The organism is Arthrobacter sp. P4_F10 (assembly GCF_056401435.1).
Genome location: NZ_JBFUJJ010000006.1, coordinates 168,676 through 183,125, shown reverse-complemented (window position 1 = coordinate 183,125; position 14,450 = coordinate 168,676). Strand labels below are relative to the sequence as shown.

Sequence of the window (14,450 nt, the reverse complement as noted above, 5' to 3'; positions counted from 1 at the left end):
GCGGCCGCGCCCTGGCGGCGCTCCTGCGCCGGGCGGCGTGGTTCGCGCGACGAGCGGTCGGCCGGGCTACCCCTGGAGGTTGCTGAGCTGCATGAGGCGGGCCTCGCAGAGGTCCAACCAGCGCACTTCGGCTTCGGTCTGGAAGATGAGGGAGTCCAGCACCAGGAGCCTGGCGGTGTCGGCCGGGCGCTGGAGCGCGGCTGTGTCGCGGCGGGACTTGGTGTACTCCTGCAGCGCCCGGATCGACACGGCCCGCTGGGCCTGGATGATGGCGCCGACGTCGGTCCCGGGAATCGTGAGGCCGAGCGCGAGCTTGATGGCCAGTTCATTCCGGGGCGGATTCGCGCGGGAAACCGGGGCCGCGAACCAGCCACTGACTTCTGTCCGGCCGGCCGGGGTGATGGTGTACATGACGTGCCCGTCGCCGTCGCCGCCGTCGTTGCGGACCAGCCCGTCGCGATCCAGCCGGTCAAGGGTGGTGTACACCTGCCCGATGTTCAGCGGCCAGGAGGAACCGGTGCGGTCCTCGAATTCGGTCCTGAGCTGGTAGCCGTAGCGCGGGCGGTCCTGCAAGAGGGCGAGGAGACTGTGGCGGATAGACATGGTGCTCCCGGAGGTCACGAAACCACACAGCATACACGCGCCCCAAGACGCGTGTATACCGCGTATGGACCTACGCTATCGTCTTTGCCGCCCGTACCGCAAAACAACGCATGCTCCGGGCGGAATAAGTTGCTCCCGACCTCCGGTTTTAAGCCGGCCGGCGCCCGGCTACATGACCAGCAGGACCTTGCCGACGTGGTCGCCGGAATCGAAGTAAGTGTGCGCGGCGGCGACCTGGGCCAACGGGAACGTCTTGGCCACGAGGGGCCTGATCCTGCCGTCGGTCAGCATCGGCCACACGGCGTCGCGGACGGCGTTCATGATCACGGTCTTTTCCTCGACCGGGCGGGGACGCAGCGCGGTGGCGATGATGGCGGCCCGCTTCCGCAGCAGCTGTCCAAGGTCCAGTTCCGCCCTGGCACCGCCCTGCAGCCCGATCACCACGAGGCGTCCGTAGTCGGCCAGCGCATCGATGTTCTGCTCGAGGTACTTGGCCCCGACGACGTCGAGGATGACGTCCGCGCCTTTGCCGCCGTTCTGTGCGCGCAGGCTCGCCGGGAAGTCTTCTTCCGCGTAGTTGATGGCGATGTCCGCCCCGAGGAAGGCCTTGGCGGTGCCGACCTTTTCCGCGTTGCCTGCCGTCGTGGCCACCCGGGCGCCAACAGCCTTGGCCAGCTGGATGGCCATGGTGCCGATCCCGCCCGTGGCCCCATGGATGAGGACAGTTTCGCCCGGCTGCAGCTGCGCCGTCATGATCAGGTTGGAATAGACCGTCGCCGCGACCTCAGGCAACGATGCCGCCGTGACCAGATCCACGCCGTCGGGGATCCTCAGGACCTGCCCGGCAGGAACGGCCACCTGCTGGGCATAACCGCCGCCGGCGAGCAGCGCCACCACCTTGTCCCCCACGGAAAATGCCTTGGTCACGCCCGGGCCGAACCCTGCAATCCGGCCGGAGACCTCCAGCCCGGGGATCTCGGAGGCACCCGGGGGCGGCGGGTAGAACCCTTTGCGCTGTTGGACGTCGGCACGGTTAAGGCCCGCGGCGACGACGTCGATCAGCACCTCGCCGGGGCCGGCCACGGGGGCCTGCACGTCGCGGACTTCCAGGACCTCGGGACCGCCGGGCTCTGAGATATAGACAGCCTTCATGGAGTACTCCCGATTCCTAACTGGCTCCGCGCACGTTCGCCGCGATCGCCAGGTCCGATCAACATCACTCCCCAGAATATGGCGGGGAGCTGCACGCGTCCGCAAGCGCACGGTGTTTTTGGTTTTTGTGGCAGCCGACTGCCTATGAAAGACTACTCGTTAGGGAAGGTTGTCCGAGCGGCCGATGGAGCTGGTCTTGAAAACCAGTGTGCGGTGACCCCGTACCAAGAGTTCGAATCTCTTACCTTCCGCGGACAATGCCCCCGCCTCCTGCAGTTCATGCCGGAAGCGGGGGCATTTTTGCGCTGTGGCCGCGGCCGTTGCGGGCGGACTCGCGGTGCGGCCGTTGTGGCCGTTGCGGGGGCGGACTCGAGGCGGATGCAGCCTGGCGGGCAGATCAGGGCGGTTCCATCCCCGGCATTCGCCCTGATCTGCCCTGCAGCGGTCTATCGGCTGCCCTTGGCCAGGAGCACGGAGCCAGGAGCAGGGAGCCAGGAGAACGTCAGCCGGACCACCCCTGCGCCCGCAGCGCCTGGCGCACACGCACCAGCACCCACGCCTCACCGGTCGTGACATCTACGTTGTTGAGCACAAGTTGCCGCCACCCAGCGCTCATGGTGCGTTCGGCGCGAATGGCGTCCGCCTGCCGCTGGGCCGGCGTCAGGTGGTGTCCGCCGTCGTACTCAACCGCCAGCCTGTACTCCGGGCACCCCAGATCCGCCCACAGAGGCATCCCCTGCGCGTCGATCAGGACGACATCCGGCTCGAAGGGCGGCAGCCCGGAACGGCCGAAGAGGAGGCGCAGCCGGGTCTCGGGCGCCGAATCGACGCCCGCCCGCACCAGGGCGAGCGCCTTCCGAAGCAGCGGAAGACCGGCCACGCAGCGTTGGCGCGCCAGGTAGCCCCTGAGCTCCGCCAAGGGAAGCTGTGCGGTCGCCGCATGCTGCCAGCGGGGATGCTCGCACACCAGACCGTCGGCAATGACCACGAGATCCTCCAGTGTCAGGTGGCCGGTTCCGGCCAGATCGAGCAGCGTGCGGGCCTCGCTCGTCACGGGTACTCCTGCACGCTGCACGATGTCCCCCGGGTCCAGGGCCGCCCGGTGGCCGATCACTCCCTTTCGGCGGGGTGCGGAGGACCCATTGCGGGTCAAATGCAGGAGACGGGCCGACGGCGGAAGGCTGGATCCTGACGGAAGGGGCATACGGAAGGCGTGAATCTGGGCCGCGGAATAGAAACTTACGACGTCCGGCGGGCCGAGCTGCGTATAGGGCCGCGCACGGGCAAGCAGGGACTGCCCTTGGTTTGCTGGGACCCTGATGCCGCGGCTGGGCACATGGAGGTCCTGGGCCTTGATGCGTCCCGGCGGCAGGCCGTGGAGACGCGCCTCGCCGATCGTGAACGAAGCTGTCGACAGTGCGGGAGGCAGGGGTTTGGCCGTCGCCATTGGACCATTAGGCCACACATGGAGGCAGCGTGCTCCGGGTTATCCACAGGCGCGGCCCACCACGGGCGCCCGCATGGTACACGTTCTCCTGGCGGGCAGATCAGGGCGGATCCGGGCCAGGCATTCGCCCTGATCTGCCCGCCAGAGGCAGTTCTCAGTGCCCGCCAGAGGCAGCTCCCCTAGCCGGGCCCATTGAAACTGTCGGTGCCCCGTCATAGTCTCTCTGTGTTTCCACCACCCAGTCTTACCAGCCAGTCTCCACCCCATCCGAGTCCGGCGCCCGCACAACGACGCCCGGGCCGCCACAGAGAGCAGGAGCCCTCATGCCTACACCCGACCACTCCAACGGCGCACCGTGCTGGATCGACCTCATGACATCCGATGCCGAGAAGGCAAAGTCGTTCTACGGCGCGCTGTTCGGCTGGACGTACCAGACCGGCGACGAAGAAAAATACGGCGGCTACATCACTGCCTGGAAGGACGGCAAGTCCGTGGCCGGCCTCATGCAGAAGCAGGCGGATCAGGCCGCCTGGCCGGACATGTGGTCCACGTACCTGCGCTCGGAGGATGCCGCCGCCACTGTCAAGGCCGCGACGGAGCACGGCGGCCAGGTCTACATGCCGCCCATGGACGTCCCCGAGCAGGGCAGCATGGCCATGATCGCCGACGCCACCGGCGCGTCGGTCGGCGTATGGCAGCCGGCTGAAATGAAGGGCTATGAGCTGGCGGCGGAGCCCGGTGCCCCGGCCTGGCACGAGCTCCACACCAAGGACTACGCCGCCGCCGTCAAGTTCTATCAGGACGTGTTCGGCTGGGACACGGACGTCATGTCCGACACCCCGGAATTCCGCTACACCACACTGGGCGCAGGCCGGGCGGCCAAGGCCGGGATCATGGACGCCTCGGCCTACCTCCCCGCCGAGGTCCCGTCCAACTGGCAGGTCTACTTCGCCGTTGCGGACACCGACGCCACGATCGCACAGGCCCTCTCCCTGGGCGCCACGGTGATCGACGGCCCGGACGACACCCCGTTCGGCCGGCTCGCCACGCTGGCCGACCCCACCGGTGCCATGTTCAAGATCGTGGCTGACACCGGACAAGGCGATCAGCCCGCCGCGGACGCCTAGCCGAGGGGTCCAGAGGGCCTCTCCCACCCAATTACAAAAATTGTTGTAAGAAATACCGGCCAGTCCCTTCCCCAAGGGCTACTGGCCGGTATTCTTCTGTGGAGCGTCCGGTGGAGGCACCCGAACACCGCTCACCTGCAACACCAGTCACCATTGCCCGGGGCTTTCGAGCCGCTCCGGGCAGGCTGCGGCACGTCTCGCTGGGGGACGTCCCGCCGAATGCACGTTTAATCCATACGTTGTTCATTCACCCCTGTTTGGATGGGCCCGGCACGACTTGACCAGGAGTTCAGGCCGGCCACTGTCCGCTGCACCCTGCGGACGCACTGCACCCTGCCCTTTACCCGGGGCACCCTAATGAGAGTTAGAGCGGATGAAACAGACACCCTGGAAAACAGTGCTTGGCACAGCCTTGTCGGCGGCGCTCATAGCGGCTCCGCTGGTGGCCGTGCCGGCTAACGCCGTGGAGGCCACCCCGGCAGCAACCGGAACCTCACCGGTGGTCATCAACGAGGCATACCTCAGCGGCGGCAGCTCCGGCGCGGCCTTCAAAAACAAGTTCGTCGAGCTCTACAACGGCTCCGACCAGCCGGTCTCGCTGGAGGGCTGGTCCGTCCAGTACCGCTCCGCCACGGGGACCGGGGCGCCGAGCTCGGTGGCCGCCCTGACCGGGAGTATCCCCGCCAAGGGCTACTACCTGCTCAAGGGCGGCAGCAACGGCACCGCCGGCGCGGACCTGCCGGCCCCGGATGCCACCGCCACCGGTTTCAACCCCGCCGGGGGCGGCGGCACGATCGTGCTGGCCAGGCAGGCCGGCGCGCTCAACCCGTTGCCGACGGGCTCGGTGCTTGAACCGGCCAACGTCGCCGACGTGCTCGGCTACGGCACCTCCAACACGTTTGAGACCCAGGCGGCCGCTGCGCCGTCGGGCAACACCGACGTCAAGAGCCTGAACCGCAGCAACGGCGCGGACACCAATAACAACTTCGCTGACGCCACGCTCAACGCAGCCATCACGCCGAAGGCCGCCAACGGCGCCGCAGGACCTGTGGATCCGCCCGTGGACCCGGGCCCCGGCACTCCCCCGGCCGCCAAGACCATCGCCGAAATCCAGGGCAACGGCGCCGCAAGCCCGCTGGCAGGATCAGCGGTCACCACGCGCGGCAGGGTCACCGCCACGTTCCCCACCGGCGGCTTCGCCGGCTACTACGTCCAGACCCCCGGCACGGGCGGCGATCTCACCCCGGCCAACCACGCGGCGTCGGACGCCGTGTTCGTCTACTCGCCGTCCACGGTCGACACCGTCAGGATCGGCGACTACGTCGAACTCACCGGCGCAGTCAGCGAATTCTTCGGCATGACCCAGCTGAACGTCGCCGCGGCGGCCGATCTGAAGAAGCTCACCGAGGCGGCCCCCGAGGTCAAGGCCACCGGCTTCGCCCTCCCCGCCGACGAGGCCTTCCGTGAGGCCCTCGAAGGCATGCTGCTGACCCCGCAGGGTCCGGTCACCGTGGCGGACAACTTCTCGCTGAACCAGTACGGCGAGATCGGCCTGGCCGGCGGCACCACCGCGCTGGAACAGCCCACCGCCGTCGAGCCCTTCGGCTCCGTCGAATACACCGCCATGGTCGCGGCGAACGCCGCCCGCGGCATCAAGCTCGACGACGGCGCCACCACGAACTTCCTCAAGGACGCCGCCACCAAGGCCCAGGTGCTCCCGTACCTGACCACGGCCGATCACGTCCGGGTCGGCGCACCGGTGACGTTCAAGACCAACGTAGTGCTCAGCTACGCGAACAGCGCCTGGAAGTTCCAGCCCCTGACCCAGTTGACGGCCGCCAACGCGGACACCGTGCAGCCGGCAAGTTTCGGCGCCACCCGCGCGGACACCCCGGCCGCTGTGGGCGGCAACCTGAAGCTCGCCTCCTTCAATGTGCTCAACTACTTCCCCACCACCGGCGACCAGGTGGCGGGCTGCACCTTCTACGCTGACCGGGACGGCAACCCCATCACCGTCAAGGGCGGCTGCGACGTCCGCGGCGCCGCGAACGCGGAGAACCTGAAACGGCAGCAGGACAAGATTGTCGCCGCCATCTCCAAGTCCGGGGCCGACGTCGTCACCCTGATGGAGGTTGAAAACTCGGCCCAGTTCGGCAAGACCCGGGACGACGCGCTCGCCAAGCTGGTGGATGCGCTGAACATCGCCACACCGGGGATCTGGGACTACGTCCGCACCCCCGCCAACGCACCCCCGCTGGCCGACGAGGACATGATCCGCACCGCGTTCATCTACAAGGTGGCTGTTGCCGAACCAATCGGCGAATCCATCATCCACAACGACACGGTCGCTTTCGCCAGCGCCCGCAAGCCGATGGCCCAGGTCTTCAAGCCCGTGGGCGCCGCCGATGACAAGAAGTTCATCGCGATCGCCAACCACTTCAAGTCCAAGGGTTCCGCCGCCACACCGGAAGACACCGACAAGGGCCAGGGCGCCTCAAACCTCGCCCGCACCGCCCAGGCCAAGTCCCTGCTGGCGTTCTCCGACGAACTGCAGAAATCCAAGGGCACCGACAAGGTCTTCCTGATCGGCGACTTCAACTCCTACGCCAAGGAGGACCCGATCAACGTCCTCACGGGCGCCGGGTACGTCAACCAGGACGAGAAGGCGAAGAACGCCGACGGTTCCGCCAAGCATTCCTACCTCTTTGGTGGCCTCGTGGGCTCGCTGGACCACATCCTCGCATCGCCGGCGGCCAACGCCGCCGTCACCGGCGCGGACATCTGGAACATCAACTCGGTGGAGTCCGTGGCGCTGGAGTACAGCCGCTACAACAACAACGTCACCGACTACTACGCTCCAGACCAGTTCCGCGCCAGCGACCACGATCCGGTGGTGGTGGGGCTGGACTTGCCCGTCACCCCGGCCAGCGTTGAGCTGAACTTCCTGGGCATCAACGACTTCCACGGCCGGATCGATTCCAACACCGTGTTCTTCGCGGGGACCATCGAGAAGCTGCGTGCCGCGGTCGCCCCGGGCGCCACGGCGTTCATTTCGGCCGGCGACAACATCGGCGCCTCCCTGTTCGCCTCGGCGGTGGCCAAGGACCAGCCGACCATCGATGTGCTGAACGCCCTGGACCTGCGCACCTCTGCGGTGGGTAACCACGAGTTCGACGGCGGCTGGGCGGACCTGCGCGACCGCGTCACCGCCGGCGGGACCAACGCCAAGTTCCCGTACCTGGGCGCCAACGTCTATGCGAAGGGCACCACCACCCCGGTCCTGCCGGAGTACACGGTCCTGGATATGAACGGCGTCAAGGTCGCCGTGATCGGCACCGTCACGCAGGAAGTGCCCTCCCTGGTCACGCCGTCGGGCATCGCGGACCTTGAGTTCGGCGACCCCGTGGACGCCATCAACCGGGTCGCGGCGAAGATCAAGGCGGACAAACTCGCCGACATCATCATTGTGGAGAACCACGACGGCGCCGGATCAGGCGCGCCCGACGGCGCCACTTTGGAGCAGGAAATCGCCGCGGGCGGCCCCTTCGCCAAGATGGTCCAGAAGGTCACCCCGGATGTTGCCGCCATCTTCAACGGCCACACCCACAAGCAGTACTCCTGGGACGCGCCCGTCCTGGATCCGGCGGGCCAGCCCACCGGCAAGACCCGCCCGATCGTCCAGACCGGAAACTACGGCGAGTTCATCGGCCAGATCCAGCTGACCATCGACACCAAGACCATGTCGGTGACCGGGTACAAGGCCGGCAACGTCCAGCGCACCACCAGCGCCGCGCAACCGGCAGCCGACCTTGTGGCGCAGTACCCGCGGGTCGCAGCCGTCAAGACTATCGTGGACAAGGCCCTGGCCGACGCCGCCGTGATCGGCAACCAGCCGGTCGGCAAGGTCACCGCGGATATCACGACGGCGTTCGCCGGTTCCCCGGCCGTGCGCGATGACCGGGCCAGCGAGTCAACCCTCGGCAACCTGGTGGCGGACTCCCTCGTGGATGCGCTGAAGACGCCGGAACTCGGCGCCGCCGAAATCGGCGTCGTCAACCCGGGCGGTCTGCGCAATGAGCTGTACTACGCGCCCGACGGCACCATCACGTACGCCGAGGCCAACGCCGTGCTGCCGTTCGTGAACAATCTGTGGACCACGTCCCTTACCGGTGCGCAGTTCAAGACCCTGCTCGAGCAGCAGTGGCAGACCAACACGGACGGCACGGTCCCCAGCCGAGCGTACCAGCAGCTGGGCCTGTCCAAGAACGTGAACTACACCTACGACGCCGCCCGCGCCGCCGGTGACCGGATCACCTCGATCCGGGTCAACGGTGCAGTGATTGACCCGGCGAAGTCCTACCGGATCGGGACGTTCAACTTCCTGGCCACCGGTGGCGACAACTTCCGTATCTTCAAGGAAGGCGCAGGCGCCAAGGACTCCGGGCTCGTGGACCGCGATGCGTGGATCACGTACCTGCAGACCCACAACCCGGTCTCGCCCGACTTCGCCCGCCGCTCCGTGGCCGTGGTGAACACGACGGCGGCCGAGGTCAAGGGCGGGGAGGCCATCACCCTGGCGGTTTCGAAGCTGGACCTGACCTCGCTGGGCAGCCCGGTGAATGCCTCGCTGCGCGCCGAGTTCACGGATGCTGCCGGCACCGTGACACCCCTTGGCACGGCACCGGTAACCGCCGGCGCCGCCACAGTGGACGTGCAGGTTCCGACCGGCGCCGCCGCCGGCGCGGGCACCCTGGTGCTCACCGCCGTCGAATCCGGCACCGTGGTGAAGGTGGACGTGAAGGTCGCAGCCAGCGTCCCCGTGCCGCCGAAGTGCATTCCTCCGGTCAAGCCGACGGGGCCCGCGGACGTGGTGGGCCAGGTGAACTACGGGACAGCCATGGCCGCCTACCAAAAGTGCCTCAAGGGCTGATGCCTTAGCCCGGGCTTCCTGGTCCCACACCACGGCACATGCCCTCCCCTGGCCCGCAGCACTGGACACAAGCACCAAGAGTCCATTGCCCGGCCCCAGGGGAGGGCATGTCCATTCTTGAGAGGCCTGCGAATCAATGGGCATGCCCATCCCTGGCCCGCAGCACTGGACACAAGCACCAAGAGTCCACTGCCCGGCCCCACTGGAGGGCATGCCCAATTTTCGGAAGCGGGCGCGCCAGAGGGCATGCCCATTATTGAGGGCGGGCGAGGACGGGCTAGGGGGCCAGGATGTCGCGGGCGATCTCGTCGGCGTCGCGCAGTGTGCGTTGGCCGCTGCGGTAGACCGGGCCCGACTTCGGCCGGGCCTCAGCGGCGATGGCCGTGCCCCATTGCGTGGCGGAGAGCTGAAGCCCCAGCACGTAGAGTCCCGGTGTCATGGACCCGTTGGCACCCAGCGGCCGATACGGATGCGGGACGACGTCCATCCCGGAGGTCTCCACCGGGGTCCCCTCCACGGTCATCATGAGGCGCGGCCGCACCAACCCCTCGGCGAGCAGCTGTTCCAGCAGAGGCGAGGAATTGACGGCCACCCGGTTCGCCGGTGCCAGCGCCTCGATCATCGCCGTCGCAGACACCGCGCCCGCCACGGCGTTCCCGGCCCGCGCCCTCACCGTGCCCGCGCTCCGCACAGCGGCGCTCGGCACGCCAGCGCTGCCAGCGCCAACAGCGCCCACGCCAACCGGGCCAACCGAGCCAGCGCCCACGCCAACCGGGCCAACCGAGCCAGCGCCCACGCCGACACGGTCCAGTCCGGCACCAAACGTGCCGACATCCTCCGATTCATCGCCAAGGCCTTCATCGGTTCCGCCGCCCACCCAGGGCGATGCCGCAGTGAACGTCCGGGCCCGGCGGTCCACGCCGAATTTGGGGTCCGGGCCCACGAAGCGTACGACTCCTGCCCGCGCCAGTGCCGCGAGCTGCGCAGCGCGCAGCGCCGGCGGTCCGCTCGCCAGGCCTTCCACGAAGGATTCGAACCAGCCGCGGAGGCCGGCGACCCAGGATTCGTCCGTGATGCCGCTGTCGGCCACAGCGGTCTTGAGCACCGCCCGGCCGTGGTGCAGCGCGCCGATCGCCATCTTCACGGGGTCGTCCTCGCCGAGCGCAGAGCGTCGGGCGTCGTCGAGCAGGTAGTCGACGACGGCGGCGTCCAGTTCAGCCCGGGAGTCAAACGAGCGCCCGGCCAGGGGCGCCGCGAGACCGAGCAGGTTCAGGCGGTGGGTTGCCCGGACATGGACGGCAATCACCGATTCCGTGGCGTGCTCCCACTTCGCGGTCGAATGCGCATGCGGCCGCAGGGATTCGTCCAGGGCGCGCAGGAACTCCCCGGGGCCGGTCAGGATGGCATCGGGCTGCGAGCGCGCGAGCGTCGAGTAGTAGGCCCAGATCGCGTCCCGGTGCAGGAGCGGCCAGAGGTCGAAGTCGAATGAGGGCCGGATTCCGGAGTCGGCGAACTTCGCGATCGCGTGCTCGGTGCAGTACCGCAGCTGGACCGCGTCCGGGTAGTAGCCGGTGAGTGTCGCCTTCGCCCGGTAGGGGGTCCCGCGGCGCGAGGCGGCGATGATGAGCGGTTCGCGGCCGGAGGGCAGATACGCCAGTTCACCGTTGCTCTCCCCGGCAACGAACCGGCCGCCGCGACCTTCGGTCAGCTGTCCCATCACGTCGAAGAAGTTCAGGCCCATGCCGCGCACCAGGACAGGTTTTCCGGCCGGCACCACGGCCCAGTCGACGTCGGCGGGCGCCGCCGGCGGGACGTACAGGAGTCCGAGTTCCTCCGCCGCGGAGAGCAGCTCCCGCTGTTCGGCGTTCAGCCGCGCGTCGAGATGGCCCATGGCCAGCACCACAGAGTCGACGGTAAGCACCGTGCCGCCGTCGAGCACGACGTCGAACCGCACCGACGGTCCCTCCGGGGCTTCCGGGGCCGCCGGATCGACCGGTTCGGCGGCGGCGTGGCGGACGGACGTTGCCGTCGCCGGGTGGAAGTCCACGCTGACGCCGGCGGGCAGGACGGTGAGCAGTTCCTCGAGGGTGGACCGCAGATAACGGCCGTACAAGGCCCGGCTGGGGAAGTCCGCCTCGCCGAGCCCGGACACCTCGGTGCGTTCCTCGTCAGTAAGTGCTGGATGCGGGTGGCCCTGCTGGAGTTCCCGCCACTGGTCGAACGTGCGCCCGGCCAGTGGAGGCGCGAGCTCCGGGTCCTCAGGGACCACCGTGGGATAGAAGGATTGCGTGTTCATCAGGTACAGCCGCGACTGTCCGGGCTGCCAGACATGCCCGGGCCCCGCCGGGTAAGGGTCGATCACGTCGATGTGCAGGGTTCCCGCGGAGCCGGCGGAGGCCCAGTTGGCGAGGAGCCGTTCCAGCACGCTCGTGCCCCGGGGACCGGCGCCAATCACTGCCGTCCGGATTCTTCGCGATATGCCCACGGCATCCAGCGTATCGGCAACCCGGGCGCCGGTTGGACGCCCGCGTGACTTGCCACTGCCGCACCGATGTTCTTGGATGGAAAAATGACCACCACAGAAGCTGACCACCCGTCCGCGTCCGGCCAAGCCAGCGGCGCCCTCCCGGTTGCAGGGACGTCCCCCGAACCCGTCGACGAGAACATCTGGCTGGAGGACATCTACGGCCAGGAGCAGCTGGCGTGGGTCCGTGAACAGAACGCCCGCACCGAGGAACTCCTCGAGGACGCCGACTACGACGACCTGGAAGGCAAGATCCTGGAGGTCCTCGACTCCACCGACCGGATCCCCATGGTGGGCAAGCACGGCGAGTGGTACTACAACTTCTGGAAGGACCGGGACAACCCCAAGGGCCTGTGGCGGCGAACCAGCTGGGACAGCTACCGGGCCGGGACTCCCGCGTGGGATGTCCTGCTGGATGTCGACGCCCTCGCCGCCGCCGAGGGCCAGGACTGGGTCTTCCACGGCGCCAATTTCCTCCGCCCGGCCCCGGGTGAGCCCCACCGGCGGGCCCTGCTGGCCTTCTCCCCCGACGGCGGGGACGCGAACCGCCACCGTGAGTTCGACGTCGAGGCCCGCGGCTTCGTGGACCCGGCCGACGGCGGCTTCGACCTCCCGACCGGCAAGGGCAATGCCTCCTGGCTGGACGGGGACACCTTGCTGGTCGCCACTACCGCCCAGGACCTGCCGCGGACCACCTCGTCCTATGCCCGGACCGGGGTGAAGCTGCGCCGCGGCGACTCCCTGGCGGAGGCCGAGCAGATTTTCGACATTCCCGAGGACCACATGATAGCGATCGTGGCCCACGACTCCACTCCGGGCTTCGAACGCACGTTTGCCGTCGACTGGATCAGTTTCTTCGAGAAGAACACCTCCGTGCTGCGCGATGGTCAGTGGGTGCAGATCGACGTGCCCGCAGACGTGAACCTGAGCTCGCACCGCGAATGGCTGCTGTTCCGCCCGCAGCGTGACTGGACCGTCAACGGCACCACCCACCCGGCGGGTTCCCTGCTCGCGGCCGGGTTCGAGGACTTCCTCGCCGGCTCCCGGGAGCTCGCCGTGCTCTTCACGCCCGATCCGCACACCTCCCTGCAGTCCTGGAGCTGGACGCGGGACTTCCTGCTGCTGAACCTGCTCCGGGACGTGTCCTCGGAAATCCACGTCCTGGATCCGCGACGCCCGGGGACGGACGCCGCGTGGGAGGCCACCGTGCTGGATGCCTGCCCGCCCCTGCACGACGTCAACGCCTTCGCGGTGGATGACGAAGACGACGCCGAAGGCTCGGACGACGACGGCACCGGCGGCACCGCCTCGGTGGCCGAGGGCGAGGCGCCGGGCGCAGGGAACGACTTCTGGCTCGTGGCCACCGGTTTCACGACGCCCACCACCCTGACCCGAGGGACGCTCGCACGGGGCAATAGCTCCGTGACCAGCACGCACGAGGTGATCCGGACCTCGCCGTCGTTCTTCAACGAGGCCGACTATGAAGTCCAGCAGCACTTCGCGGTCTCCAGCGACGGCACCAAGATCCCTTACTTCCAGGTGGCCGCCAAGGACCTGGTGCTGGACGGCCAGAACCCCACCCAGCTATCCGGCTATGGCGGCTTCGAGATTTCGCGGACTCCGGCGTACAGCGGAGCGATCGGCCGGGCATGGCTGGAGCGGCGTACCGCGGAGTCCGGCGGGGCCGAGGGTGAGGCCACGCACCGCCGCGGCGGTGTCTACGTGGTGGCGAACATCCGCGGCGGCGGCGAGTACGGGCCGGCCTGGCACCGCGCGGCGTTGCAGGGCAACCGCCACCGCGCCTATGAAGACTTCGCTGCCGTGGCGAAGGACCTGATCTCCCGCGGTGTCACTTCCCGGGAGCGGCTCGGCTGCGTGGGCGGCTCCAACGGCGGGCTGCTGGTGGGCAACATGCTCACGCAGTACCCGGAGCTGTTCGGTGCCGTGTCCTGCGGGGTTCCGCTCCTGGACATGCGCCGGTACACCAAACTTTCCGCGGGCTATTCCTGGATTGGCGAATACGGCGACCCTGACGTGCCGGAGCAGTGGGAGTTCCTGAAGACGTTCTCCCCGTACCACCAGCTCAAGGACGGCGTGGACTACCCGGAGACGTTTATCTGGACGGCGACCTCCGATGACCGGGTGGGGCCGGTCCAGGCCCGGAAGATGGCGGCCCGCATGCAGGCCATGGGCATCCCCAATGTCTGGTTCCACGAAGCCCTCGAGGGCGGCCACGCGGGGGCCTCGGACAACCGGCAGGCTGCGGCCCTGCAGAGCCGCAGCCAGCATTTCCTGTGGCGGGCCCTGGCCGGCCAGGAGGCCTGATGCCGCACCCCCGAAAGCGGTAAGCCACGCGGGGCCACTTCGCGCCCATCCGGTGCCCCAATTATTGGCCGGAAGTGACCCCGCGATGTCCCCGGCGGGCCGTTTTGCACTGCGTGGCACCTTCTGCGTATCCTTGGTTGGCTAGTTAATAGCAATTGGAGACGTGCCAGAGCGGCCGAATGGGCTTCACTGCTAATGAAGTGTGGGGCACAACTCCACCGGGGGTTCAAATCCCCCCGTCTCCGCGTTTGGCCCCGGTCCTCGGACCGGGGCCTTTTGCGTACCCGGCACATGGCGGCCCGGGGCCTGGTCCTGCCCGCGCCGGGCCTGCCCGCGCCGGGC

Annotated in this window: 7 protein-coding genes and 2 tRNA genes; 5 read left to right on the top strand and 4 right to left on the bottom strand. The window is 68.3% G+C overall.

Annotation, left to right across the window (positions count from 1 at the left end; translation table 11 throughout):
- Positions 1 to 66: 66 nt before the first annotated feature.
- Together AC1DR1_RS09775 and AC1DR1_RS09770 are read right to left on the bottom strand one after the other, a co-directional pair.
- Positions 67 to 603 carry a PadR family transcriptional regulator gene (locus tag AC1DR1_RS09775; protein ID WP_364748204.1) on the bottom strand — a complete coding sequence of 179 codons (537 nt, stop codon included), beginning with the start codon at positions 601 to 603 and terminating at the stop codon, positions 67 to 69.
- Positions 604 to 771: 168 nt separating this feature from the next.
- Complete coding sequence (locus AC1DR1_RS09770) at positions 772 to 1,755, bottom strand: NAD(P)H-quinone oxidoreductase (protein WP_364748207.1); 984 nt, start codon at positions 1,753 to 1,755, stop codon at positions 772 to 774.
- A gap of 163 nt (positions 1,756 to 1,918) precedes the next feature.
- Here AC1DR1_RS09770 and AC1DR1_RS09765 point away from each other — a divergent pair.
- Positions 1,919 to 2,006 (top strand) — tRNA-Ser (locus tag AC1DR1_RS09765).
- 251 nt (positions 2,007 to 2,257) lie between these two features.
- On the opposite strand, the gene AC1DR1_RS09760 is transcribed toward AC1DR1_RS09765, so the two are convergent.
- Positions 2,258 to 3,202 carry an endonuclease domain-containing protein gene (locus tag AC1DR1_RS09760; protein ID WP_364748210.1) on the bottom strand — a complete coding sequence of 315 codons (945 nt, stop codon included), beginning with the start codon at positions 3,200 to 3,202 and terminating at the stop codon, positions 2,258 to 2,260.
- A 323-nt stretch (positions 3,203 to 3,525) separates the two neighbouring features.
- On the opposite strand from AC1DR1_RS09760, the gene AC1DR1_RS09755 reads away from it, so the two are divergent.
- Positions 3,526 to 4,329, top strand: a complete 804-nt coding sequence (locus AC1DR1_RS09755) for a VOC family protein (protein WP_476992527.1) — start codon at positions 3,526 to 3,528, stop codon at positions 4,327 to 4,329.
- Between the two features lie 373 nt (positions 4,330 to 4,702).
- Positions 4,703 to 9,259, top strand: coding sequence for an ExeM/NucH family extracellular endonuclease (locus tag AC1DR1_RS09750; RefSeq protein WP_476992526.1), 4,557 nt, complete (start codon positions 4,703 to 4,705; stop codon positions 9,257 to 9,259).
- 277 nt (positions 9,260 to 9,536) lie between these two features.
- Here the strand turns inward: AC1DR1_RS09750 and AC1DR1_RS09745 are convergent, their stop codons facing one another.
- Positions 9,537 to 11,744: an FAD/NAD(P)-binding protein gene (locus AC1DR1_RS09745; RefSeq protein WP_229992737.1), complete on the bottom strand. Its 2,208-nt coding sequence runs from the start codon at positions 11,742 to 11,744 to the stop codon at positions 9,537 to 9,539.
- An 84-nt stretch (positions 11,745 to 11,828) separates the two neighbouring features.
- Between AC1DR1_RS09745 and AC1DR1_RS09740 the strand changes: the two genes are divergently transcribed.
- Entirely contained in the window at positions 11,829 to 14,108 is a 2,280-nt protein-coding gene (locus tag AC1DR1_RS09740) for a prolyl oligopeptidase family serine peptidase (protein ID WP_476992525.1), read from the top strand.
- A gap of 157 nt (positions 14,109 to 14,265) precedes the next feature.
- Positions 14,266 to 14,353: transfer RNA gene (locus AC1DR1_RS09735), tRNA-Ser, on the top strand.
- Positions 14,354 to 14,450: the final 97 nt, after the last annotated feature.

What these genes read in the sequence shown, in the direction of transcription:
- AC1DR1_RS09755 (WP_476992527.1), top strand. Translation starts at nt 3,526, where the DNA reads ATGCCTACACCCGACCACTCCAACGGCGCACCGTGCTGGATCGACCTC.
- AC1DR1_RS09740 (WP_476992525.1), top strand. Translation starts at nt 11,829, where the DNA reads ATGACCACCACAGAAGCTGACCACCCGTCCGCGTCCGGCCAAGCCAGC.
- AC1DR1_RS09760 (WP_364748210.1), bottom strand. Translation starts at nt 3,202, where the DNA reads ATGGCGACGGCCAAACCCCTGCCTCCCGCACTGTCGACAGCTTCGTTC.
- AC1DR1_RS09750 (WP_476992526.1), top strand. Translation starts at nt 4,703, where the DNA reads ATGAAACAGACACCCTGGAAAACAGTGCTTGGCACAGCCTTGTCGGCG.
- AC1DR1_RS09770 (WP_364748207.1), bottom strand. Translation starts at nt 1,755, where the DNA reads ATGAAGGCTGTCTATATCTCAGAGCCCGGCGGTCCCGAGGTCCTGGAA.
- AC1DR1_RS09775 (WP_364748204.1), bottom strand. Translation starts at nt 603, where the DNA reads ATGTCTATCCGCCACAGTCTCCTCGCCCTCTTGCAGGACCGCCCGCGC.